The 21577-nt window shown below is 63.7% G+C and carries 26 protein-coding genes, 1 tRNA gene and 1 pseudogene; 21 read left to right on the forward strand and 7 right to left on the reverse strand.

Annotated features, from left to right (window positions below; all coding sequences use genetic code 11):
* Window positions 1–68 precede the first annotated feature (68 nt).
* Window positions 69–1604: a YifB family Mg chelatase-like AAA ATPase gene (locus J0909_RS14025; protein ID WP_207263780.1), complete on the forward strand. Its 1536-nt coding sequence runs from the start codon at window positions 69–71 to the stop codon at window positions 1602–1604.
* A gap of 396 nt (window positions 1605–2000) precedes the next feature.
* Here the strand turns inward: J0909_RS14025 and J0909_RS14030 are convergent, their stop codons facing one another.
* The gene (locus J0909_RS14030; protein ID WP_207263781.1) at window positions 2001–2639 is read right to left on the reverse strand and encodes a LysE family translocator; all 639 of its coding nucleotides are present in this window, start codon (window positions 2637–2639) and stop codon (window positions 2001–2003) included.
* A 2-nt stretch (window positions 2640–2641) separates the two neighbouring features.
* The gene (locus J0909_RS14035) at window positions 2642–3073 is read right to left on the reverse strand and encodes a PACE efflux transporter (RefSeq protein ID WP_286182033.1); all 432 of its coding nucleotides are present in this window, start codon (window positions 3071–3073) and stop codon (window positions 2642–2644) included.
* A gap of 199 nt (window positions 3074–3272) precedes the next feature.
* Here J0909_RS14035 and J0909_RS18430 point away from each other — a divergent pair, with 199 nt between their 5' ends.
* From J0909_RS18430 to J0909_RS14065, 5 genes are read left to right on the forward strand one after another with little or no spacing between them, the layout of a single operon-like run.
* The gene (locus J0909_RS18430) at window positions 3273–4202 is read left to right on the forward strand and encodes a DUF134 domain-containing protein (RefSeq protein WP_286182034.1); all 930 of its coding nucleotides are present in this window, start codon (window positions 3273–3275) and stop codon (window positions 4200–4202) included.
* Entirely contained in the window at window positions 4199–5065 is an 867-nt protein-coding gene (locus tag J0909_RS14050) for an ATP-binding protein (RefSeq protein ID WP_207263784.1), read from the forward strand. The genes J0909_RS18430 and J0909_RS14050 overlap by 4 nt, the downstream gene beginning before the upstream one ends.
* Complete coding sequence (locus tag J0909_RS14055) at window positions 5053–5931, forward strand: ATP-binding protein (protein WP_207263785.1); 879 nt, start codon at window positions 5053–5055, stop codon at window positions 5929–5931. Before J0909_RS14050 ends, J0909_RS14055 begins: the two co-directional genes overlap by 13 nt.
* Before the next feature lie 23 nt (window positions 5932–5954).
* Window positions 5955–6329: a NifB/NifX family molybdenum-iron cluster-binding protein gene (locus J0909_RS14060; protein ID WP_207263786.1), complete on the forward strand. Its 375-nt coding sequence runs from the start codon at window positions 5955–5957 to the stop codon at window positions 6327–6329.
* Between the two features lies 1 nt (window position 6330).
* Complete coding sequence (locus J0909_RS14065) at window positions 6331–6690, forward strand: hypothetical protein (protein WP_207263787.1); 360 nt, start codon at window positions 6331–6333, stop codon at window positions 6688–6690.
* Between the two features lie 216 nt (window positions 6691–6906).
* Here J0909_RS14065 and J0909_RS14070 read toward each other — a convergent pair whose 3' ends face one another.
* Together J0909_RS14070 and J0909_RS14075 are read right to left on the reverse strand one after the other, a co-directional pair.
* Window positions 6907–7077 (reverse strand): helix-turn-helix domain-containing protein, encoded by a 171-nt coding sequence (locus tag J0909_RS14070; protein WP_207263788.1) that lies wholly within the window; start codon window positions 7075–7077, stop codon window positions 6907–6909.
* Window positions 7067–7240 (reverse strand): hypothetical protein, encoded by a 174-nt coding sequence (locus J0909_RS14075; RefSeq protein ID WP_207263789.1) that lies wholly within the window; start codon window positions 7238–7240, stop codon window positions 7067–7069. Before J0909_RS14075 ends, J0909_RS14070 begins: the two co-directional genes overlap by 11 nt.
* Here J0909_RS14075 and J0909_RS14080 point away from each other — a divergent pair.
* Together J0909_RS14080 and J0909_RS14085 are read left to right on the forward strand one after the other, a co-directional pair.
* Window positions 7239–8870: a SpoIIE family protein phosphatase gene (locus J0909_RS14080; protein WP_207263791.1), complete on the forward strand. Its 1632-nt coding sequence runs from the start codon at window positions 7239–7241 to the stop codon at window positions 8868–8870. The genes J0909_RS14075 and J0909_RS14080 overlap by 2 nt on opposite strands.
* Entirely contained in the window at window positions 8867–10276 is a 1410-nt protein-coding gene (locus J0909_RS14085; RefSeq protein ID WP_207263792.1) for an MltF family protein, read from the forward strand. Before J0909_RS14080 ends, J0909_RS14085 begins: the two co-directional genes overlap by 4 nt.
* Window positions 10277–10341: 65 nt before the next feature.
* Here J0909_RS14085 and rbp read toward each other — a convergent pair whose 3' ends face one another.
* The gene (gene rbp / locus J0909_RS14090; RefSeq protein ID WP_207263793.1) at window positions 10342–10605 is read right to left on the reverse strand and encodes an RNA-binding regulator; all 264 of its coding nucleotides are present in this window, start codon (window positions 10603–10605) and stop codon (window positions 10342–10344) included.
* Window positions 10606–10634: 29 nt separating this feature from the next.
* Window positions 10635–10711, reverse strand: a tRNA-Met gene (locus J0909_RS14095).
* Between the two features lie 258 nt (window positions 10712–10969).
* On the opposite strand from J0909_RS14095, the gene purD reads away from it, so the two are divergent.
* From purD to J0909_RS14155, 13 genes and pseudogenes are all read left to right on the forward strand, one after another.
* Complete coding sequence (gene purD / locus J0909_RS14100; RefSeq protein ID WP_207263794.1) at window positions 10970–12247, forward strand: phosphoribosylamine--glycine ligase; 1278 nt, start codon at window positions 10970–10972, stop codon at window positions 12245–12247.
* Window positions 12248–12480: 233 nt separating this feature from the next.
* A complete protein-coding gene (gene purE, locus J0909_RS14105; RefSeq protein ID WP_207263795.1) occupies window positions 12481–12963 on the forward strand; it encodes a 5-(carboxyamino)imidazole ribonucleotide mutase in 483 nt (160 codons plus the stop codon).
* 141 nt (window positions 12964–13104) lie between these two features.
* A complete protein-coding gene (locus J0909_RS14110) occupies window positions 13105–13668 on the forward strand; it encodes a hypothetical protein (protein ID WP_207263796.1) in 564 nt (187 codons plus the stop codon).
* A 1-nt stretch (window position 13669) separates the two neighbouring features.
* Window positions 13670–14167, forward strand: coding sequence for a hypothetical protein (locus tag J0909_RS14115; RefSeq protein WP_207263797.1), 498 nt, complete (start codon window positions 13670–13672; stop codon window positions 14165–14167).
* Window positions 14168–14170: 3 nt separating this feature from the next.
* Window positions 14171–14914, forward strand: coding sequence for a hypothetical protein (locus J0909_RS14120; protein ID WP_207263798.1), 744 nt, complete (start codon window positions 14171–14173; stop codon window positions 14912–14914).
* Window positions 14915–14956: 42 nt separating this feature from the next.
* Window positions 14957–15559 carry a glycosyltransferase family protein gene (locus tag J0909_RS14125; protein ID WP_207263799.1) on the forward strand — a complete coding sequence of 201 codons (603 nt, stop codon included), beginning with the start codon at window positions 14957–14959 and terminating at the stop codon, window positions 15557–15559.
* 102 nt (window positions 15560–15661) lie between these two features.
* Window positions 15662–16081, forward strand: a complete 420-nt coding sequence (locus J0909_RS14130; protein WP_207263800.1) for a universal stress protein — start codon at window positions 15662–15664, stop codon at window positions 16079–16081.
* Between the two features lie 39 nt (window positions 16082–16120).
* Window positions 16121–16936 (forward strand): substrate-binding periplasmic protein, encoded by an 816-nt coding sequence (locus tag J0909_RS14135; protein WP_207263802.1) that lies wholly within the window; start codon window positions 16121–16123, stop codon window positions 16934–16936.
* Window positions 16937–17186: 250 nt separating this feature from the next.
* A complete protein-coding gene (locus J0909_RS14140) occupies window positions 17187–18530 on the forward strand; it encodes a glutamine synthetase family protein (RefSeq protein WP_207263804.1) in 1344 nt (447 codons plus the stop codon).
* Window positions 18531–18934: 404 nt separating this feature from the next.
* Window positions 18935–19411: a hypothetical protein gene (locus J0909_RS18435; protein ID WP_286182037.1), complete on the forward strand. Its 477-nt coding sequence runs from the start codon at window positions 18935–18937 to the stop codon at window positions 19409–19411.
* Window positions 19412–19519: 108 nt separating this feature from the next.
* Window positions 19520–20275, forward strand: a complete 756-nt coding sequence (locus J0909_RS18440; protein WP_353616779.1) for an RHS repeat domain-containing protein — start codon at window positions 19520–19522, stop codon at window positions 20273–20275.
* A gap of 52 nt (window positions 20276–20327) precedes the next feature.
* Window positions 20328–20858, forward strand: coding sequence for a hypothetical protein (locus J0909_RS14150; RefSeq protein WP_207263806.1), 531 nt, complete (start codon window positions 20328–20330; stop codon window positions 20856–20858).
* An 8-nt stretch (window positions 20859–20866) separates the two neighbouring features.
* Window positions 20867–21007, forward strand: a pseudogene (locus tag J0909_RS14155) (RHS repeat-associated core domain-containing protein); the annotation flags it as partial.
* Window positions 21008–21181: 174 nt separating this feature from the next.
* On the opposite strand, the gene J0909_RS14160 reads toward J0909_RS14155, so the two are convergent.
* Window positions 21182–21556, reverse strand: a complete 375-nt coding sequence (locus J0909_RS14160) for a putative zinc-binding protein (protein WP_207263808.1) — start codon at window positions 21554–21556, stop codon at window positions 21182–21184.
* Window positions 21557–21577: the final 21 nt, after the last annotated feature.

Genomic DNA, 21577 nt, shown 5'->3' on the forward strand with positions numbered 1-21577 from the left:
TGGATGGATATCCGTGTACACGTTTCTAAAACAAGCCGCTTCAACTTATTGTTCATACGGATAAAATCGTGATCGCCACCATCTCCTGCGCCGCCCTCATGGGCATTGACGCCTTCAAAGTTCAGCTCGAAGTTGATTTTTCCCGATCCGGCATGCCCGCCTTCACCATGGTCGGGCTGGCCGAGGGCGCGGTGCGCGAGTCCAAGGAGCGCGTTTTCTCCGCCCTCAAGAACTGCGGGTTCAAGGTGCCGCCCGCCCGGATCACCGTGAACCTGGCTCCGGCCGATGTGCGCAAGGAAGGCAGCGGCTACGACCTGCCGTTGGCCATCGGCATCCTCACCGCCATGGGCGTCATCGAACAGCGGGCCGTGGATGGCTGGTTCATGGCCGGGGAGTTGTCCCTGGGCGGCGACCTCAAGTCCGTGCCCGGCATCCTGCCTCTGGCCTTGGCCGCGCGTCAGGAAGGCGGCCAGGGCATCATCGTGCCCGAGGTCAACGGCCGCGAAGGCGCGGTGGCCGGTGATCTGGCCGTCATCGGAGCCGCGAACCTGGGCCAGGTGGTGCGCATGCTCCTCGGCGAGGAGGCCATCGAGCCCGCCCGGGTGGACATCGAGACCCTCTGGAACGAACGCACCTCCCACCGCAACGACTTCGGCGAGGTCAAAGGCCAGGAGCACGCCAAGCGGGCCATCGAGATCGCCGCCGCCGGAGGCCACAATCTCCTTTTTATCGGCCCTCCCGGTTCGGGCAAGACCATGCTCGCCAAGCGTATCCCCACGGTTTTGCCGCCGCTGTCCTTCGACGAGGCCCTGGAGGTGACCAAGATTTATTCCGTGGCCGGGCTGCTTCCCTCGGACCAGGCCTTGATGGTCACCCGGCCGTTCCGCACCCCGCACCATACCATCTCCGACGTGGGGCTGGTCGGCGGCGGCCGCTACCCTCAGCCCGGCGAGACCTCCCTGGCCCACCGGGGCGTGCTCTTTCTCGACGAGATGCCCGAATTCAAGAAATCCGTGCTCGAAGTCCTGCGCCAGCCCCTCGAAGACGGCGAGGTTTCCATTTCCCGTTCGCTGATGACCCTCAAATACCCGGCAGACGTCATGCTCGTGGCCGCCATGAATCCTTGCCCTTGCGGTTACCTGTCCGATGCGACCCACCCTTGTTCCTGTTCGCCGCTGGCCGTGCAACGCTATCGCGGCCGCATCTCCGGCCCGCTCCTCGACCGCATCGATCTGCATGTGGATGTGCCTGCCGTGCCCTATGAAAAACTTCGCCAGACCCGCTCCGAGATGGACTCAGCAACCATGCGCGCCCATATCCTCGCCGCCCGCAGCATCCAGGCCGAGCGCTACCGGGACGGTCATTTCTCTCTCAACGCCGAACTCGACGGGGCCGCGCTCGAAGCGTTTTGTGCCCTTGGTGAAGTCGAGCACGGCTTCCTGCGCCGGGCCGTCGAAACCCTGGGCCTGTCCGCCCGCGCCTACACCCGTATTCTGCGCATCTCGCGCACCATCGCCGACCTTGCCGGGGCCGACGCCATCGGGCCCGATCACCTGGCCGAGGCCATCAACTACCGCAGCATGGACCGCGAAGGCGCAAGTTAGGAAAGCCGGAATGCCTCCGGCGGCCGGGGCGCCGCCCCGGACCCCGCCAGGGGGAACCCTTTGAAAAGGGTTGCCTCCTGGACCCCCTCCCAAACTTTTTGGGTGCCTGCGGCAGGGGCGTGCGGACGCGGGGGGCTTGGAAAAAATAAGACCCTCGATTTCGTACAGAAAACGGCGTGCTTCCTTGGACAAAGGCGCACGCCGTTTCTTCTGTCCGAATTTTCTCACAGGCAGGACGGATGGTGCTCCTAAGCGAGCCTCCCGCCACCACACACATCCCGCGAAGCGGCGACAAAAAGTTTTGGAGAGTCCAGAGAACCTTTTTCAAAAGGTTCTCTGGCGGGGTCTGGGGCGGAGCCCCAGGGGGGGGCGGGGCAGCGCCCCGGCTCACCTCGGCTAACTGACGGGGTCGGACATGGCCAGGCGGACGCCGAGGCCGACGAAGAGGGTGCCCGCGGCACGCTTGGCCCAGGTGCCGATGGCGGAGTTTTTGCCGAGCCGGGCGGATACGCGGGCGGCGGACCAGGCATAGGCAAGATTGACCAGGGTGCCGTTGAGGGTGAAGACCACGCCGAGGAGGAGGAAGGCGAGCGGCTTGTTGGGGGCGTCGGCGGCCACGAATTGGGGCAGGAAGGCCATGAAGAAAAGGGCGACCTTGGGGTTGAGGGCGTTGGTCCAGAATCCTTGGGCGTAGACTTTGCGCGCCTTGGTCTTGAAGAACTCGTCCTGTTCGCGGTCGTGCCCGTTGCCGTTTTTCCGCCACATGGTCAGGCCGACCCAGACGAGGTAGGCCGCGCCCGCGAACTTGACCACGGTGAAGGCCATGGCCGAGGTGGCGAGGATGGCGGACAGGCCGAGGGCGGCGGCGAAGATGTGGACGAAGCAGCCGGTGCCCACGCCCAGGGCGGCGATGGAGCCCATTTTCCAGCCGTGGGACGCGCCTCGGCTGACGATGTAGAAGACGTCCTGTCCCGGGGTGATGTTCAGGAGCAGGCCGGACAGGACGAAGAGGAAGAAGTCGTGGACGCCGAACATGGTCAGTCTCCGGCCGGTTGGGTTGCGGGTTCGACGGGCATGGGGAAGACCGCGTCGTAGGCCCAGTTGTAGAGGTAGGTATAGCCCAGGAAGAAGGCTGAGAAGCCGAGGTCCGTGAGCAGGGCGGCTCCCAGGGGAAGGTCGAGCCACAAAATGATGAGCGGCACGGTGGCCGCGGCCAGGAAGATTTCGAAGCTCAGGGCGTGCAGGGCGCGCAGCAGGGGCGGGCGGACGTTCAGGGGGCGGTCGAGGCGGACCAGGAGGTGGTCGAAGGCCAGGTTGAAGATGTAGTTGCAGACCATGGCGGCGGCGGACATGGAGATGGACATCAGGCCCACGCGCATCAGTTCGCGGTCGAGCGCCCAGGCCGCCAGGGGCGTGCAGAGGATGAGTCCGAAGAATTCGTAGAGCAGGGTGTGGCGGAGTCGGTCCATATGGGTACGCATGACGGAAGGGAATACACCGGCGCGGCGTCCTTGTCCACGGGGCGGGTGGGGGCGCCGCCGGGTTGTTTTTCGGGTCGGCGCGGTTCGTTTCGAGATATTTTTTTGGGCATATGCTCATTTTTATCCTTGACTCCGGGATTTCCGGGCGTATCTTCATGTGTGTAACTGTTCATATTTGCGAGGACCAATGGGAAGGCGAAAGATCAGGCGGACCGTGCAACAGGAACCCGGCGCGACATATTACAAGCCGCAGGGCATTCCTATGCACAAATTGCGGAACGCCACCCTGACTCTGGAGGAGCTCGAAGCGCTTCGGCTGGCCGACGCGCAGGGGCTGACCCAGGAGGAGGGCGCGCAGGTCATGGGTGTTTCCCGGGCCACGTTCGGCAGGGTGCTCGGCGCGGCGCGGCACATCGTGGCCACGGCGCTGGCCGAGGGACAGGCCATCCGTATCGAGGGCGGCCACTACACCCTGGCCGATGAAGGCTGGGAGTGCCCCAAACTGTTACCGGACGAGATGTTCGAAACCATTGGAGATGACAGTATGCCAGGAATGGACGGAACCGGACCGCGCGGCATGGGCGGCGGCGGACGGTGCATGGGCGGTCGCGGCATGGGCCGTGGCCAGGGCCAGGGAATGGGCCAGGGCCGCGGCATGGGCGGCCGGAATATGGGTCAGGGCGCGGGCCGGGGCCAGGGAGCCGCACAGGGCTCCGGAGAACAACAAATCAAGGATACGACCATGAGCAAGATAGCAGTGACCACCGAGGGCCCGACCCTCGACGACCGCGTTGACCCCCGGTTCGGCCGGGCGGCCGGTTTCGCCATCGTGGACCCGAAAACCATGACCGTGGTGCAGTACGTGGATAACGGCGGTTCCCAGGCCATGGCCCAGGGGGCGGGCATTCAGGCCGCCGAGAACGTGGCCAATGCGGGCGCCAAGGTCCTGCTGACCGGCTATGTCGGGCCCAAGGCCTTTGCGGCCCTCCAGGCCGCGGGCATCGCCATCGGCCAGGACGTGGACAACATGACCGTGCGCCAGGCGGTCGAAAAATACGTGGCGGGCCAAGTCAACATGGCCGATACCGCCAACGCGCCGGCCGGAGGCAACAAGTGATCTACGCCGTTGCCAGCGGCAAGGGCGGCACGGGCAAGACCACGGTGTCTTCGTCCCTGGCCGTCCTTTGGGATGGGTCTGCCACCCTGGTGGACCTGGACGTGGAGGAGCCGAACCTGCACCTCTTTCTGAAGCCGGAGCTGACCGACGTGCGCAAGGCGTACATCGAGGTTCCCGAGGCCGACGAGTCCAAGTGCACCCGCTGCCGGGCCTGCGCCGACATCTGCCAGTTCAAGGCGATCACGGTCATGGCCGACACCCTGCTGGTCTTCCCGGAAATGTGCCACGGATGCGGCGGCTGCCTGGCCGTCTGCCCGGAAGGCGCGCTCTCCCCGGGCCGCCGTGAGTTGGGCGAGATCTGCCGGGGCACGGCCGGGCGGCACGGCTTCGTCATGGGCCGCCTGCGCGTGGGCGAGGCCATGAGCCCGCCGCTCATGCGCCAGGTCCGCCGCCTCTTCCCGGAACTCTCCCGGGACGGGGACATCCTCATCGACGCCCCTCCGGGCGTGAGCTGCCCGGCCATCGCGGCCGTGACCGACGCGGACTGCATCGTCCTGGTCACCGAGCCGACGCCCTTCGGATTCCATGACTTCAAGCTCGCCTGGGAGGCCTTCACGCCGCTGGGCAAGCCCATGGGCGCGGTCATCAACCGCGCGGACCTGGGCGACACGGCGGTGCGCGAGTTCTGCCGGGAAAACCGGATTCCGGTCTGGGCCGAGATCCCCTATTCGCGGGATATCGCCGAGGCCTATTCGCGCGGCGAGATCGTGGCCGGGGCGTTCAAGGAACTGGAACGGACCTTCACCGACCTGCGCAATCACATGCGCGAGGCGGCCTCGGGAGGTGGCGCATGCGCGAAATAGTGGTCATCAGCGGCAAGGGCGGCGCGGGCAAGACCTCCATGGCCGGGGCCTTCGCCCATCTGGCGGACAAGGCCATTCTCTGCGACCTGGACGTGGACGCCCCGGACCTGCATCTGCTCCTGGACCCGCGCGTCAAGTCCGAGGAGTCCTTTTATTCCGGCCACGAGGCGGTCATCGACCCGGACCGGTGCATCGGCTGCGGCCAGTGCGCCGAACTGTGTCGGTTCGACGCCGTGCGCGGGGACGGCGACGTCTATCGCGTGGACTCGCTGGCCTGTGAGGGATGCAAGGTCTGCGTGGCCCTGTGCCCGGAACAGGCCATCGACTTCCCGGAGAAGCACTGCGGACAATGGTATGTGTCCGACACCCGGTTCGGGCCCATGGTCCATGCCCAGCTTTTCCCCGGCGAGGAGAATTCCGGCCGCCTGGTCACCCTGCTCAAGCAGAAGGCCCGGGCCATGGCCGAGGAGCAGGGGCTGGACCTGGTGCTTTGCGACGGCACGCCCGGCATCGGCTGCCCGGTGATCAGTTCCATGGCCGGAACCGACGTGGCCGTGATCGTCACCGAGCCCACCCCGTCGGGCCTACACGATCTCAAACGCGTGGCCGAACTGTGCGAGCGGTTCCGTACCAAGGTGGCCGTACTGGTCAACAAGTGGGATATCAATCCGGCCATGACCGGGGAAATCGAAGCGTGGTGCGTGGGCAGGGGCTATACCTTGGTCGGGCGCTTTCCCCATGACCGGGCCGTGGTGGACGCCATGCTCGAACGCAAGGTTTTGACCGAGACGGACAACGCGGAACTTTCGCGCATCATCAACACATCCTGGGCCGGTGTTCTGGCCCTTTTGGATACATGCAACTAACCGCTTTACAAGGAGTTTTTACGATGAATACACGTATTGCCATCCCGTCCGCCGCCCCCGGCGGCATGGATGCCCCCATTGACGCCCACTTCGGGCATTGCGCCATGTACACCCTGGTGGACGTGGAGGACGGCTCCGTGAAGGAAGTCTCCGTGGTCCCGAGCTGCCCGCATGTGCAGGGCGGCTGCATGGCCCCGGTGAACTATCTGGCCGACAACAAGGTTCAGGCGCTGATCTCCGGCGGCATGGGCATGCGTCCCCTCATGGGCTTCAACCAGGTGGGCATCCAGGTTTACCACGGCCAGAATGCGCCCACCGTGCATGCGGCCGTGGAGGCGTTCCTGCATGACTCCCTGCCGATCTTCACCGTGGACCAGACCTGCGGCGGCGGCCACTAACATGTCCATCGTATTGGCAACCGCCCGCCCGGATGCGCTGGCCGGGTTCTCCAAGGCGCTGGCCGAGGGAACCGGGCAGGCCGTGGAGACGGTCCCTTCCGGGGGTGCGACCCTGGAACGGGTGGCCGCCAACCCTCCGGCCCTGGTGGTCATCGACGAGGGATTGCCCGATCACAAGCCGCTCGATCTGGTCCGCGAGGTCATGATGGTCTCGGCCATGACCCTGACCGCCGTGGTCACGGCCATGAGCGAAGAGGAGTTCCATGAGGAGGCCGAGGGCTATGGCGTGCTCATGCCCTTGCCCATGGACCCCGTCGCCGCGGACGGCCTTGAGTTGGCCAAAAGGATGTCCGGCATTTGACCGGCGGATGAATGAATGGAAAAGGCCCTCCCGATTTGTGTCGGGAGGGCCTTTTTCATGTACGTCGGGAAATGCCGCGTCGCCGGGGCGGAGCGGATGCGGGAGGGCTGGCGCCGTCTTTTTCCGGCATGATCCCGCAAAGTGAAGCCCCGGTCTCGGGGGCGGAGACCGGGGACTTCAGAGGAGGAGGTAAGGTAGGGTGTGATTGTCGGTAATCTAGGCGGGTTCGTAGTAGCACCGCTTGGGCGAAACCACGCTCCCTTCTTCCTTGAGAATCTTGATGGCCTTGGAAACATCCTTGCCGTCCACGCCGAGCGCCTTGGCCACATCGCCCGGCCGCACCGGCTTGCCCGCGTCGCGCATGGCCTGGAGAACTTTATCTTTCATCGAAATACTCCACTTGATTTGTATTGTTAATAGGAACTATTCCTAAATAATCGGATGTTGTCAACACAAAATTTGCATGGTTGCCATATGTTGGGTGAAAAGGTAAAAAATACATGGTTCCGGCTGCCGCCAGAGCCGTGATCCCCTTGCCCAGGAGTCCCATGGCCGATCCATCCTCCATGTCCCCGCAGGAAATGTCCGCCGAGATCGGGCGGCTGCGTGCGTTGTTGACGCAATGCCGTGCGGGCGTGGCCGACTGCGGGATGGCCGTGGAACTGAAGGACGAGCTGCTGCGCGAGACCCGCGAGACCGTGGGCCTGGTCAACGTTATCGTCGAGAACTCCCCGGCCGTGGTCTTCCGGCGGCGGTCCGATTCTCCACATCAATTGGTCTACATCTCCGAAAATCTGAGCCGGTGGGGCTATTCGGCGGCGGAGTTCCTGTCCGGCGGCCGGATATTCGAGGAGATCGTCCACCCGGACGACAGGGCGCGTGTGAGGGACGAAATCGAGGAATGCCGGAAACGCAACGCGGAGGAGTACGCCCAGGAGTACCGCATCGTCACGGCGGACGGCGAGATCCGCTGGGTCTCGGACAAGACCTCGGTGGTCCGCGACGAGGCCGGGCGGCGGATCTATAACCAGGGCGTGCTGGTGGACTTCACCGAGAGCAAGCGGGCCCAGGAGGCCCTCGCCGCCAGCGAATTCAAGTTTCGCCGGACCATCGAGGGCGCGGCCGAGGGGTACCTGCTCATGGACCGGGACCTGGTGGTCCGCGAGGTCAACGACGCCTATTGCCGCATGCTCGGCTTTGACTGCGAGGATTTGGTGGGGCGGCGGCTCCGGGATTTCGCCACCCTGGAATATCAGCGCTTCCTGGAGTCCAATTCCGAAGCCCCTCGGGACGGGGCCCAGCGGCGGTTCGAAGGGGCCATGGGCCACCGCGACGGGCACATGGTGCCGGTCCTGGTCAACGCCAACGTCTTGCTCGACGCGGACGGCGGCTTTTTGGGGCATGTGGCCTTCGTGGCCGATTTGACCGAACAGAAAAAGGCCTTGAATCTGGCCGCCGAGGTGCAGAAGGGGCTGCTGCCGCGCAACGCTCCGCGTATTTCCGGCCTGGACGTGGCCGGGCGGTCCGTGCCGAGCGAACTCACGGGCGGCGATTATTTCGACTATTTCGAAGAGCCGGACCCGGATCGGCCGATACTGTCCGTGACTGTGGGCGACATTTCGGGCCACGGCGTGGATGCGGCCCTGCTCATGACCACGGCCCGGGGATTTTTGCGTATGCGCGCGGGCCAGCCGGGCAATCCCGGCCAGATTGTCACCGAGATGAACCGTCATCTGGCCGAGGACCTGTACGGCTCGGGCCGGTTCATGACCCTGTTCTTCCTCCGTCTGGACCCGGCCGGGGCCAAGGCCCAGTGGGTCCGGGCGGGCCACGACCCGGCGTTGATCTACTGCCCGGTCCATGACGTCTTCACCGTGTTGGGAACCGACGCCGGGTTGCCCCTGGGAGTCCTGCGCGACACGCGCTACCGCGAGGAATCGGGCGACCTGCTGCCCGGCCAGATCATCGCCATCGGCACGGATGGCATCTGGGAGGCGCGCAACGCGGACGGCGAGATGTTCGGCAAGGCGCGGTTCAAGGCGATCCTGCGCCAACAGGCCGGGAACGACGCCCAGGCTATCCTGGACGCGGTCTTCGAGGCGGTGCGTTGCTTCGTCGGGGAGGCCGGGGTCGCGGACGACGTCACGCTGGTCGTCATTAAATACGGAGGCACGTCATGAGATGGCTTTCCCGCGTCTGTGTCTCGGTCTGCCTGGCCGTGATCCTGTCTTTCTCCTCGGCCGGTGCGGCCGAACTGGGCTTGGTGGGGGAGTCCTGGAAGGGCGACCTGCCCCAGATTATCGAGAGTCACCGGGCCATTCGCGTGCTGGTGGTCTACAATCGGACCAATTTCTTCATGAAGGAAGGGGTCATGCGTGGCCTTGAGGCGGATATGATGCGGGCCTACGAGGAGCATCTGGCCAAGGTCTACAAGAAGGAGTTGGTCCGGCTGGTTTTCCTGCCCGTGCCCATGGAGGAGCTTTTCCCGGCCCTGCTGGACGGGCGGGGTGACATCGCGGCGGCGGCCCTGACCGTGACCGATACGCGCAGCCGGGAGGCGGCCTTTGCCGAGCCCTATCGCACCGGGGTCCGCGAGATCGTGGTCGGCGGCGTCCGGAGTCGGGCCGTGAACGAGCCCGGGGACCTGTCGGGCCGCAAGGTCTCCGTCCTGGGGGGATCGAGCTACGCCGAACACCTGGCCGAATTGAACGTGCGTCTCGGGGAACAGGGGCACGCGCCTGTGCGCATCAAGACAGCCGACCCGTACCTGGCCACCGAGGACCTCCTGGAAATGGCCGCCCGGGGCATGACCCCCTACACCGTGGCCGATCATTTCCTGGCCGAACTGTGGCAAAAGGTGTTCCCCAGGTTGCGGCTCTATTCCGACGCGACCCTCTCCCAGGGCGGCAAGCTGGCCTGGGCCGTGCGCAAGGACTGTCCCGAGCTGCGCCGGAGCCTGTCCGGGTTCGCGGCCACCGTGCGCGAAGGCACTCTGCTCGGGAACATGTTCTTCAAGCGGTATTACGAGAATGACGACTTCATCTCCGACCCGACCACCGAAGTGGAGATAGGCAAGCTCATGCCCATGGCCAAGCTCTTCCAGGAGTACGCCAAGCAGTATGATTTCGACTGGCTCAAGATCGCGGCCATGGCCTACCAGGAGTCGCGTTTCGACATGAACCGCAAGAGCTTGGCCGGGGCGGTGGGGGTCATGCAGATCAAGCCGTCCACGGCGGCGGGGCCCCCGGTGGGCATCGAGGACGTCCTCACCCTGGAGAACAATATCCACGCCGGGGTCAAGTACCTGCGGTTCCTGGTGGACAACTATTTTGCGGACGTGGCCCCGACGGCCCGGATGAACTTTGCCCTGGCCGCCTACAACGCAGGCCCCAACCGGATCATCCAGGTGCGCAAGCGGGCCGTGGAAATGGGGCTCGACCCCAAGCGCTGGTTCGGCAATTGCGAATGGGCCGCATTCGACCTCATCGGCCGGGAGACCACGGGCTACGTGGCCCACGTGCAGATGTACTACGCGGCCTACAAGGGGTCGGAGGAAATTCTGCTCAAGCGGCGCGGGGCCAGATAGCAGGGCGCATGACCAGAGCCCGGGCGGACCGGCCGTCCGGGAGCGGGAAACGGTGCCCGACCGAATCAGTACCTGCCGGGGCGGGGAGCGCGCGGCTTGGCTTCGTTGATCTTTAAGGGCCGTCCGGACATCGGGTGGCCGTCCAGGGCCTCGATGGCCGCGGCGGCGTCCGCGTCCTCCATCTCCACGAATCCGAAACCGCGGAAACGGCCGGTCTCATGGTCTTGAATGAGTTTCACGGAAGAGACGTTGCCATACGCGCCGAACAGGTCGCGGATGTCGTCCTCGGTGGCGCTGAAGGGGATGTTGCCGACGTAGATGCTTTTCATGAGATGAGGCTCCGACAGTAATGATCCTCTGGTGGCGGGAGAAGGATTCGAACCTTCGGGCTTCGGGCCATGCGCCCGACGAGCTGCCTGGCTGCTCTACCCCGCGACATTTCCGACTCCCGTTTGCCCGGTCCGCCGACACCACGAAGGCGGTCCTGAGGGTATGGGATTACTCAAGCCATTACGACGAGTTGCACTTTTCGTCAACCGGGGTGTGAAATTTATTGCGCCGGGAACGGGCCGGTCGGCGGGAAGCCAGTCCGGGCGCGGTTCTCCGGGCGCGGGCCGACCGTCCATTGTCCTTGAAAAAAGGCGTGAATTTCCTTACACCGTGTACATCCCGAAAACAGATTGGAGGGGAACAATGAAGATACTTGTTGTCGGTTCCGGAGGCCGGGAGCACGCCCTGTGCTGGAAACTCGCCCAGAACCCGAAGGTGGAAACCATCCTGTGCGCGCCGGGCAACGGCGGCACGGCCCGGGTGGGCAAGAATATTCCGGTCAAGGACGACGACATTCCGAGCCTGGTCGCCCTGGCCAGGGACCGCGAGGTGGATTTGGTGGTCGCCGGCCCCGAGCTGCCGCTGGTACTCGGCCTGGAGAACGCGCTCCGGCAGGAAGGCATTCCCTGCTTCGGGCCCAACGCGTTTGCCGCCAATCTTGAAGGCTCCAAGGCCTTTTCCAAGAACGTCATGGCCGAGGCGGGCGTTCCCACGGCTCCCTTCCGCGTGTTCGACGAGTACGCGGACGCCGTGGCCTTCATCAAGGAGCGGGGCGCGCCCCTCGTGGTCAAGGCCGACGGCCTGGCCGCAGGCAAGGGGGTGGTCGTGGCCGCCACTGAAGAAGAGGCCCTTGATGCCGTGGAGCAGATGATGGTCAAAAAGGTCTTCGGCTCGGCCGGGGACCGTGTCGTCGTGGAGGAAACCCTGAGCGGCGAAGAGGCCTCGTTCCTGTGCTTCTGCGACGGCGTCAACTACGCCATGCTTCCGTCCAGCCAGGACCACAAGGCGGCCTTCGAAGGCGACACCGGTCCCAATACCGGCGGCATGGGCGCCTATTCCCCGGCCCCGATCCTGCCCAAGGAAAAATACGCCGAGACCGCCGAGCTGTGCATCAAACCCATTTTGCGCCACCTGGCCGCCAAGGGCGAGCCGTTCAAGGGCGTGCTCTATGCCGGGCTCATGTACACCGAAAACGGCCCCAGCGTGCTCGAATACAACGTCCGCTTCGGCGACCCCGAATGCCAGCCCCTGCTCATGCGTCTGGAAACCGATCTCCTGGAGATCATGTTCGCCTGCATCGACGGCAAGCTGGACCAGATCGAGGTCAAGTCCTCCCCGCAGACCGCTTGCGGCGTGGTCATGGCCGCCGGGGGCTATCCCGGTCCCTATCCCAAAGGCATGGAGATCACCGGCATCGACGAGGCCGACGCCATGGAAGGGGTCAAGGTCTTCCAGGCGGGCACCAAGCTCGAAGACGGCAAGATACTGACCACCGGCGGCCGCGTGCTCTGCGTCACCGCGCTGGGCGACGACCTGGCCGCGGCCCGGAAAAAGGCCTACGAAGCCGTGGACAAGATCCATTTCGACAACAGCTACTACCGCCGCGACATCGCCGACAAGGGCCTGAAGCGCGCGAAATAATGTACCTTCGGCAACCAGGGAGATTTCTTCGAAAGAAGTCCTCCCTGGGCTCCCCTCCCGAATTTTTAGGCGCCGGAGAGGGGGGCGGGGTGGATGCCCGTCGAAGGGGCGCAGGGCGAAAGCCTCTTAATTCTTTTGTTTAACAAGACGCCTTCCGGCCCTCTCCTTGCGAAGCGACCCGAAAAGTTCAGGGAGAAGAAGATGGGGGTCCGGGGACGGGGAGGAGTTATACGATGCCGCAGGTTGTGATTTTCATGGGGTCGGCTTCGGACGAGGAGAAGATGCGTCCGTGTTCCGACCTGCTCAAGGAGTTGGGCGTGGACCACGTGTTCACGGTTTCGTCGGCCCACCGCACGCCGGAACGCACGGCGCGGCTGGTCAGGGAGTACGAGGCGGACGGGGCTCAGGTGTTCATCTGTGCGGCCGGTCTGGCCGCGCACCTGGCGGGCGCGGTGGCCGCGCAGACCACCAAGCCGGTTCTGGGCGTGCCGCTGACCGCGTCGCCTTTGGGCGGCATGGACGCGTTGCTGGCCACCCTGCAAATGCCCCCGGGCTTCCCGGTGGCTACCCTGGCGCTCGACAAGGTCGGCGCCAAGAACGCGGCCTGGCTGGCGGCTCAGATCTTGGCTCTGCACGATGAGACGCTGGCTGGAAAGATTCTGGCCGCGCGCGAGGGCTTTCGGGAGTCCGTGGAAAAGGCCGCTGCTGCGCTGTAGCCGGGCTTTCCCTGCCGATTCCGGTCAGGGCTCGGCGACGTTTGTGCGGCTTGAGCGCGGCGATTGTCCGGCGCGTTTTCCCGGCGAACCGGCGGCCGTCTTGCCCGGTTCCCGACTTTGGCGTAATCATTCGGGTCAGGTATGACGACATCCAGCACAGCCAATACATCCACTAAGCCCGCCGCGTCCGGCACGGGGCGGTCCGCCGGGAGCGGCCCGCCGAAGTTCCGGTCCGGCAAGGCCTCCAGACGGTTTTTGCGGAACCTGGTCTGGGTGCTGGTCATCGGCGGCCTGTTCCTGGGCGGCCAAGGGGTGCGCTATTATCTGCATTACCGGCAGCTTCAGACCATCCGCGCGGAAACCGAAAAACTCTATCGCTCGGTGCTCGGCCCGGATATCGGCGGTTCGCCTTTCGGACGGCTGCAATTCGAGCACGGCAAGTTGCTGGCGTCCAAGCGCATCGGCCTGGACCCGTTGAGCGTGCTGGCGGCCCTGAGCCGGTATGCGAGCGAGGACTTGCGCGTGGACGGGGTCAGCCTGTCCGGAACCCAAGGGCGGGTGCGCGGCCATTTCAACGGTGACGAGGCCGAATTCATGCGATACATGGGGAAGCTGTCCGACGACGACCGGTATCTCTTTTCGGTGTACAAGATCGACGAACTGGGCGGAGGCATGTCCTTCAGCCTGAGCGTGGAGCCGAAGTAGCATGGCCCGCAAGCATATGACCTATCCATGGAGCGGCTGGCCGCCCGCCTCGCAGCAGCGGCTGTTCAAGTACGTCCTGCTTGGTGCGGCCGGGCTGGCCTTTGCGGTCTTCGTGGGCGCGTACCTGTTCACCGGCGTGCTGATCCAGCAGATCGAGGCTCAGAAGGCGCAATACGGCATGGTGGTGCCCCTGGTGCGGGATATAGCCACCCTGCGGGCAGGCCAGGGAGATCTGGTCCAGCTTTCGCCCGAGGAAGCGGTCCGGCGCGTCCTGGACGATCGGTCCCTGAACGACTACGTGCGCTCCATGCATCCCACGCTTGTGGCCGGGGACCAGGAAGGCGTGCAGATCACCCTGGGCGGACTGACCCTGATCATGCTCACGGATTTTCTCCAGGACGTGCGCGACCGGGCCAGCCTCCAGGCTCCGGAGTTCGTCCTGACCCGCAACCCCGAGGAGCCCCGCCTGGCGGACGTGCACCTCGTACTGGCGAGGTAGGCCGTGGGCTCCCGTTCCAAGCCCTCGTCCCTGTCCGGCCGCATCCTGGCCCGGCTGGTGCTGATGACCTTCGGCCTGGCCATCGGCGTGGTCCTGTTCACGCCGTGGAACAAGATATGGGCTTCGGCCCTGACCCGGCTGGATGAGAACCTGGTCGGCGCTGGGCTGGCCTGGAGTTCCATCGACCGCGACGGGCCTCTGGGCTTCCGGTTGAACGACCTCAAGATCTCCGTGGCGCAAACGCCGGGACGGCTGCACTTCAAGCATGCCTACGTGACCATGGGCTTCGCCCCCTTGGCCACGGTCCGGCTGGACACGGGCGGCCCGCAATGTCGCCTGGAGCTTTTTTCCAACGGGGTGTTCGACTTCGAGGGCGACATGAACCTGACCTACCTGCTGGGCGACAGCGACCTCAAGGGCGAGCTGCATGCCTCGGGAAGCCTGTTCTTGCCCGACGGGGCGCGGCTGCCCAAGAACGGCTGGGTGGACGTGCGTTCGTCCCAATTAATCCTGCCCGGGGAAAAGGTCGTCGAGGACCTGGCCTTCACCGCCGAGATCGAGAATGAGCACATGGCCGTGCGCGACTTTTCCATGCGTCTGCCCTTGAATTACAAGTCCACGGGCGTGGCGGTCATCGACCCGGACAATCTCTTCCGCACGCGGTTCGACCTTAAGGGCGACATGACCGTGGGCCGGACGGTCTTTCCCTACGAGATGCACGGCACCCTGGCCGACGCCGTCTGGTAGGCGTCCGTTCCTCCGAAGACCGAAAAATCGTCGAACGCCGCCATGAAGATCGCCATTATCCACGAAAGCGCCGAAATCCTGCTTGCCGAATACGGGTCGCTGCTGTCGTCCCTGGCGGGCATGGGGCATGCGGTCAACGCGCTGGCCCCGGGCAGCGGGCCGGACACGGCGGCCGGGTTCGAGGCCCTCGATGTGGAATACGCCATGTATCCGCTCGCACCGCGCAGCCTGGCTCCTGTCGGGGATATGGGCACGCTGCTGCATCTCAAGCAGGTCCTGTACCGCGTCCGACCCGGCCTGATCCTGTCCGTGGGGTCCAAGCCGGTGGTCTATGGCTCCCTGGCCGCGCGCATGGCCTGGGTGGGTGAGGAAAAGAAGGTCTTCGCCCTGGTGGACGGGCCGGGCTTCGCTTTTGAGGGAACCGGGCTCACAGGACGGCTGCTGGCCGGTCTGGCCAAGCCCATGTTCCGGGCCGCGTTCAAGTCCTGCGATGCCGTCTGCTTCCGTTCGACCGGGGTCGAGAGCTTCTTCCGCGAGCTCGGCGTGCTCGGGCCCGGGACCGGGACCGAAGTGCTCGACCGGGCCGCCCCCGGGATGCGGGATCGGGCGCTCCTCGCCTTTATGGGCATGATTACTGCCGATTGATCCTACAATCGGGTTGGCAGCACCTCGCTCCATGGTGTACGTTCAAAGTACGTTCCTGCTTGAAAGGCGGGTTTTGAATACGAAATACCAAGGAGTGGGCGTATGAATATCTCTCGAATTCTTCTCCCTGTTGACGGGTCCAGGCTGTCCGATGCGGCGGCCGACATGGCCATTGATCTGGCCGGAAGCGAAGGGACCGTCATTCTGTTGACCGTGCGCCGGACCGTGCCCACCGCGCTGGGCCAGCCCAATGCGGGCGAACTGCTCGAATACCTGAACAGGAACGCCGAGGAGATCATGACCCATTATCGGACCAAGCTGGCCAACGCCAAGGTGGACTTCCAGGAACTGGTCGTCGGTGGCGACGTGGCCGAGGTCATCGGCAGCGTCGCCGACAACGAGAAGTGCGACCTGATCATCATGGGCTCCAAGGGCAAGTCCGACCTGGAGGGGTTGTTCCTCGGCTCGGTCACCCACAAGGTCCTTCAGACCACGTCCAAGCCCGTGCTGGTGGTGAAGTAGCCCCTCGGGGCCTTCGCCGTATTCGGCCGACCGGAAGTCATGCCGTTTATGGATGCCCAGCCGCCTTTCCCGGCCCGTAACCCGGTCCGGTCTCTGGTCTGGTGCCTGCTGGTCCTGGCCTTCACCGTCTGCCCGGCCCTGGCCCAGGAACGTGTGGTCGTGGTCTCGGACGGCTGGATGCCCTACAACGGTACACCGGGTTCGGATCGGGAGGGCTATGCCGTGGAGGTCCTGCGCGCCGTGTTCAAGCGTCGTGGGGTCGCCGTGGAATACCGCCAGGTGCCGTGGAAGCGGGCGGTACGCGACGTGCGTTCGGGCCGGGCCGATATCCTCATAGGCGTGAACCCGGACGAGTTGCCGGACTTCGTCTATCCCCGGACTTCCCTGGGCCGTAGCGAACTGTGCTTCTTCACCGCGGACGGCGACTGGCAATTTTCCGGTCCGGAGTCCCTGGTGGGCCGGGTCACCGGATACGTCCAGGGCCATAATTATCCCCAGTGGTTTTCGGACGCTATCAAGCTCCATCCCGAACGGTTCCACGCCCTGCACGGCCAGGACGCCTTCGTGCGCATGCTGGCCATGCTCGCCGAGGGGCGGGTCCAGGCCATCCCCGGCAGTCGGGCCGTGGTGGACTACTATGTCGATCAGGCGGACCTCGGGGGGCGCATCTTTCTGGCCGGGTGCAGCGAGGCGGATGCCCGCGAACTGTTTTTCGGCCTGTCGCCCGCCAACATGGCCAGATCCCGGCTGCTGGCCGACATCTTGGATCAGGGATTGTATACTCTGCGCAATACCGGCCAGCTCAACCACCTGCTGATCAAATACGGCCTCAAGGACTGGATCGAGCTCCATTAAGGCCGTCCGGCCCCGGGTCCACTCGGGAAAGGCGGGTTGCCCCATCCCGCGCGAGCCGTCTGCCCACTGGTGTTTGTTGCAGTTTCGCGCGCGCAAATTTCGGGACATTTCTGTTGATACCGCCCCTGGAAAGCGGGTAGACATCTAGGCATATTATCGCGCACAAGCACCGGCATGGCCGTTTCGGCCCGAGGCCGCGCCCCAGAGGCAGGCGGCCCGTTGCTCCAACATCCAAACCGGAGGAGTTTTCATGAGTATCCCTGTTTTCAACTGCAAGAACGCGGACGATGTGATGAAGGCGGTCAAGGACTATGAGGTCAGCTTCATCCAATACTGGTTCGTGGACATCCTCGGCACCCTGAAGAGCTTCCAGATCACCCCCAACGAGCTGGAAGCGTCCTTTGAGGAAGGCATGGGCTTCGACGGTTCGTCCATCCTCGGCTTCTGCCGCATCGACGAATCCGACATGGTGGCCATGCCCGACCCGACCACCTTCCAGATCTGCTCCTGGCGTCCCGCCGAAAAACCCGTGGCCCGCATGTTCTGCGACGTGGTCAACCCGGACGGCACCCCGTTCGAGGCCGACTCCCGCTACGTGCTCAAGAAGGTCATGGCCCAGGCCGCCGAGAAGGGCTACACCTTCTACGTGGGCCCCGAGCTTGAATTTTTCCTCTTCGCCGATGATCAGGACACCGAGACCCTGGACGCGGGCGGCTACTTCGACGCCCCGCCGCTCGATCTCGGCAACAACATCCGCCGCGACATCATCTTCGCCCTGGACGCCATGGGCATCCAGGTGGAGTATTCCCACCATGAGGTCGCTCCGTCCCAGCACGAGATCGACCTGCGCTACCAGGAAGGCATGAAAATGGCCGACACGGCCATGACCTACCGTGTGGTGGTCAAGGAGACCGCCCGCAAGTTCGGCTGCTACGCCACCTTCATGCCCAAGCCCATCTTCGGTGAGAACGGCTCCGGCATGCACGTCCACCAGTCGCTCTTCAAGAACGGCCGCAACGTTTTCTACGACGCCAACGACGAGTATCACCTGTCCAGCGAGGGCAAGGCCTACATCGCGGGCATCCTCAAACACGCCCCCGAGTTCGTCTGCGTGACCAACCAGTGGGTCAATTCCTACAAGCGACTCGTGCCCGGCTACGAGGCCCCCGTGTACATGGCCTGGGCGCGGCGCAACCGTTCGGCCCTGGTCCGCGTGCCCATGTACAAGCCCGGCAAGGAGAACGCCACCCGCATGGAACTGCGTTGCCCGGACCCGGCGGCCAACCCGTACCTGTGCTTCGCGGTGCAGCTCGCCTCGGGCCTCAAGGGCATCGAGGAGAATTACACCCTGGCCGATCCGGTTGAAGAGGACATCTTCGCCATGAACGACCGCCAGCTCAAGCGCAACAAGATCAAGGCGTTGCCTGGTTCCCTGTACGAGGCGGCCCTGAACCTGCAACGGTCCACCTTCATGAAGGAGGTCCTGGGCGACCACCTGCACACCGCCCTGGTCGAAAACAAGATCGCCGAGTGGGACGAGTACCGCACCCAGGTCACGGAATACGAACTGGACAAGTACCTGCCCATTCTGTAGGGCGCGCAAACGACAACAAAAAAGGGGACGCTGCTGAGGCAGCGCCCCCTTTTTTGTTGTCGTTTGCGCACAGGGGGGCGGCGGCTTGCGGGCGCGGAGAGCCGCTGTTTGGGTGCTGGCGCACCCGAAGACGCTCCAGGGAAGAGGGAAGGATTCTCGCTCTCGTCCGTCCCTGCCCCAGGCGCACAAAAAGTTTGGCAAGGGGGGCCAGGGGGAAACCTTTTTCAAAAATTTCCCTCCTGGCCGCCGGAGGCATTCTTCCTTCCCGGTCAAGCTGCTTTTTTATGCTTATCGGGCGTTTTGGGGCGCCATTCTTCGACAAAACGGGGTGTTGGCGAAAACCGGGGGTATGCTGATTTGGATTGCCGGGGACGGGCCTCGGGAACGAAACCAACGGAGATACCATGAGCATACCTTATACCCTTGAATTGAGGCGTGCCCCGGACGGGCGCATTGCGGAAAAAATCGAGACCGTCCAAGGACGCAAGTCCACCTGGACCTATGCGTATGACGACGGCGGGCGACTGGCCGAGGCCAAGCTGGACGGGCGGTTGATCTGCCAATGCTGGTACGACCGCGAGGGCCGCCGGATGCGGGACTATCTGCCCTCCACGGCCGGGGCCAACTACCGCGAGTATCAGTATACCCCGGACAACCGGCTGATGCGCGCCGGGTCCGGGCAATACTCCCATGACGAGCGCGGCTTCCGCTCCATCTGGTCGGACAAGGGCGTGTACACCCTGTACGAGTACGCGCCGGACTATCGGCTGCTCAAGGCCGAGGAAGAGGGCCGGGACAGGGCCTTCACCTTCGCCCACGACGAGGACGGATGGCGCGCGGCCAAGTACCTGAACGGGCAGTTGGTCGAGGCCTACCGGTAGCTCGACTTCACCAGACTGGCCGCGTTTCGCGACGGACGGCACACCTATGAGTTCGCCTACCGCGCCGGCGAGCGCACGCCCTACGCCGTGCGTTGCGACGACGGGACCGTGGCCGGGCTGTTCTACGACCAGGTCGGCTCCCTGCGCGTGGTTGCCGATATGGAAGACAACGTGATAAAGGAGGTTCTGTACGACCCGTTCGGCGGAATCATTGAGGACACCAATCCGAACCTGCGCCTGCCCCTTGGCTTCGCGGGCGGCCTGCACGACCGGGACCTGGGTTTCGTCCGCTTCGGCTGGCGTGATTATGACGTCCGAACAGGCCGATGGACCGCCCCGGACCCCATTGGGGACAAGGGCGGTGACCCGGATTGGTATGGGTATTGTCTGGACGACCCGGTGAACGGGGTTGATCCGGCGGGGCTGTTCCGGTTCGGAAAGCGCGAACTGGACATGCCGGGCGGCGAATTCCTGAAGGATTTCGGCCCGGCGCAAGCAGCGACCGCACTCGGCATGTTGAACCCGGTGACATTCCCGTTGGCCCGGGAGATGATGAAAGGGGCAAAACGACTGGACGATAAGAACAACATGGAGCTTGCCCATGAACAGGGATTTTATGAAGACGGCACAGGTGACAACGTCGGACTTGGGAAGCATGGCAAGATGGAGAAGGAAGATATCGCCAAGTACAAACTCGACGACAAACATTATGATGATAAACGGATGAGGCGGGTAGAGAAAAGTGTCCCTTCAGGCAGGTATAATCTTTGTGGCATTGATGGAAACAAGAACAATTGTCAGGATTATGCCGATAGGCTTTGCAAGCGATATGAACTATTGAAGCGCGGAGATAAAATGCGATAGGTGATTACAAGGCTGAAAGGCTATGCATTTCAGCCTTTATCAAGGAAGTGGAGTGAAAAAAATAACAATTGTTTTAATAGTCGCGGTTGGATGTGCGTACTACTATAATTCCATATGGTTTCGATCGATGTTTGACAGCTCTTTCTACGAAAGTATTGTGGAGGTGCCTTTTGATGTCCTTGAAAAAGGAGAACGGATAGCCGTCCCGCTAACGTATGAATACAAAACATGCTATGCTGTGGGGGTTGCTGTCCCTGGAAGGGAGTTGGCTAACTCCAGAAAGACAGGAGCAGGTCGGCTGAGCTACAAATTCATATCCGATGGGAAAATACTCGCTAGTGGCGTTACACACCCGGTCGTTGGACATGGATGGTCGGGTGACGACCATAACTCCATACGCCCCTTGATGGTGTTCGACTTACCGTTTCCAGGAGCTTCTCAAGAATTGATGCTGTCGCTTGAAGTGGTTGAACCCTTTTCCTTTATGGAAGGGTATAAGGGGCGGACATTGATTGTTATTAGACCCAACTATGAGCCTAAGGTTGGCAAATGTTATGATGAGGATTTGCGAATTCAGTATTAAATTCCATCATTGAGGACACCAATCCGAATTTGCGCCTGCCCCTCGGCTTCGCGGGCGGCCTGCACGACCGGGACCTGGGTTTCGTCCGCTTCGGCTGGCGTGATTATGACGTCCGAACAGGCCGGTGGACCGCCCCGGACCCCATCGGGGAGAAGGGCGGCGACCCGACGGAACAGATTTGGCATCGACCACGGAAAAGCCCCCTGCGGCGTGTGCCNGTGGACCGCCCCGGACCCCATCGGGGAGAAGGGCGGCGACCCGACGGAACAGATTTGGCATCGACCACGGAAAAGCCCCCTGCGGCGTGTGCCGCAGGGGGCGGGCTATTTCGAAAACGCTTCGGTGACAGCCCGCATCACGGTTTGGATGTTTTCCGGAGTGGCCGGGGATTCGCCTTTCTTGAGTCCCAGGGCGTCGAGCTGGATATGTTCAAAGCCCGTGAAGCCCGCTTCCTCCAGGGTCTTGCGTGCGCAGTTCAGGGGGCAGCCGTCGATGGCCACCACCTTCTCCGCAGCTTCGGTGGATTTGACGATGCCGGAGACCTTGCCGCCGATGCCGGCCAGGCAGAACATCTTGGCCGCGCCTTCACGCGAAACGGCGCGTGCGGCCTGGTCCGCCACTTCGCCGACGTCGGCCGCGCCGGAGCAGGAAAACACGAATTTCGGGGCCGCCTGGCAGGAACAAGCGCAATTGGACATGGTGTAGCTTCTCCTTGCGTA

Source organism: Desulfovibrio sp. Huiquan2017, from assembly GCF_017351175.1.
Lineage (GTDB): Bacteria > Desulfobacterota > Desulfovibrionia > Desulfovibrionales > Desulfovibrionaceae > Pseudodesulfovibrio.

What these genes read in the sequence shown, in the direction of transcription:
- J0909_RS14140 (WP_207263804.1), top strand. Translation starts at nt 17,187, where the DNA reads ATGAGTATCCCTGTTTTCAACTGCAAGAACGCGGACGATGTGATGAAG.
- J0909_RS14055 (WP_207263785.1), top strand. Translation starts at nt 5,053, where the DNA reads ATGCGCGAAATAGTGGTCATCAGCGGCAAGGGCGGCGCGGGCAAGACC.
- J0909_RS14070 (WP_207263788.1), bottom strand. Translation starts at nt 7,077, where the DNA reads ATGAAAGATAAAGTTCTCCAGGCCATGCGCGACGCGGGCAAGCCGGTG.
- rbp (WP_207263793.1), bottom strand. Translation starts at nt 10,605, where the DNA reads ATGAAAAGCATCTACGTCGGCAACATCCCCTTCAGCGCCACCGAGGAC.
- J0909_RS14035 (WP_286182033.1), bottom strand. Translation starts at nt 3,073, where the DNA reads ATGGACCGACTCCGCCACACCCTGCTCTACGAATTCTTCGGACTCATC.
- J0909_RS14130 (WP_207263800.1), top strand. Translation starts at nt 15,662, where the DNA reads ATGAATATCTCTCGAATTCTTCTCCCTGTTGACGGGTCCAGGCTGTCC.
- J0909_RS14135 (WP_207263802.1), top strand. Translation starts at nt 16,121, where the DNA reads ATGCCGTTTATGGATGCCCAGCCGCCTTTCCCGGCCCGTAACCCGGTC.
- J0909_RS14125 (WP_207263799.1), top strand. Translation starts at nt 14,957, where the DNA reads ATGAAGATCGCCATTATCCACGAAAGCGCCGAAATCCTGCTTGCCGAA.
- J0909_RS14030 (WP_207263781.1), bottom strand. Translation starts at nt 2,639, where the DNA reads ATGTTCGGCGTCCACGACTTCTTCCTCTTCGTCCTGTCCGGCCTGCTC.
- purD (WP_207263794.1), top strand. Translation starts at nt 10,970, where the DNA reads ATGAAGATACTTGTTGTCGGTTCCGGAGGCCGGGAGCACGCCCTGTGC.
- J0909_RS14065 (WP_207263787.1), top strand. Translation starts at nt 6,331, where the DNA reads ATGTCCATCGTATTGGCAACCGCCCGCCCGGATGCGCTGGCCGGGTTC.
- J0909_RS14080 (WP_207263791.1), top strand. Translation starts at nt 7,239, where the DNA reads ATGGCCGATCCATCCTCCATGTCCCCGCAGGAAATGTCCGCCGAGATC.
- J0909_RS14110 (WP_207263796.1), top strand. Translation starts at nt 13,105, where the DNA reads ATGACGACATCCAGCACAGCCAATACATCCACTAAGCCCGCCGCGTCC.
- J0909_RS14085 (WP_207263792.1), top strand. Translation starts at nt 8,867, where the DNA reads ATGAGATGGCTTTCCCGCGTCTGTGTCTCGGTCTGCCTGGCCGTGATC.
- J0909_RS14075 (WP_207263789.1), bottom strand. Translation starts at nt 7,240, where the DNA reads ATGGGACTCCTGGGCAAGGGGATCACGGCTCTGGCGGCAGCCGGAACC.
- purE (WP_207263795.1), top strand. Translation starts at nt 12,481, where the DNA reads ATGCCGCAGGTTGTGATTTTCATGGGGTCGGCTTCGGACGAGGAGAAG.
- J0909_RS14160 (WP_207263808.1), bottom strand. Translation starts at nt 21,556, where the DNA reads ATGTCCAATTGCGCTTGTTCCTGCCAGGCGGCCCCGAAATTCGTGTTT.
- J0909_RS18430 (WP_286182034.1), top strand. Translation starts at nt 3,273, where the DNA reads ATGGGAAGGCGAAAGATCAGGCGGACCGTGCAACAGGAACCCGGCGCG.
- J0909_RS14115 (WP_207263797.1), top strand. Translation starts at nt 13,670, where the DNA reads ATGGCCCGCAAGCATATGACCTATCCATGGAGCGGCTGGCCGCCCGCC.
- J0909_RS14060 (WP_207263786.1), top strand. Translation starts at nt 5,955, where the DNA reads ATGAATACACGTATTGCCATCCCGTCCGCCGCCCCCGGCGGCATGGAT.
- J0909_RS18435 (WP_286182037.1), top strand. Translation starts at nt 18,935, where the DNA reads ATGAGCATACCTTATACCCTTGAATTGAGGCGTGCCCCGGACGGGCGC.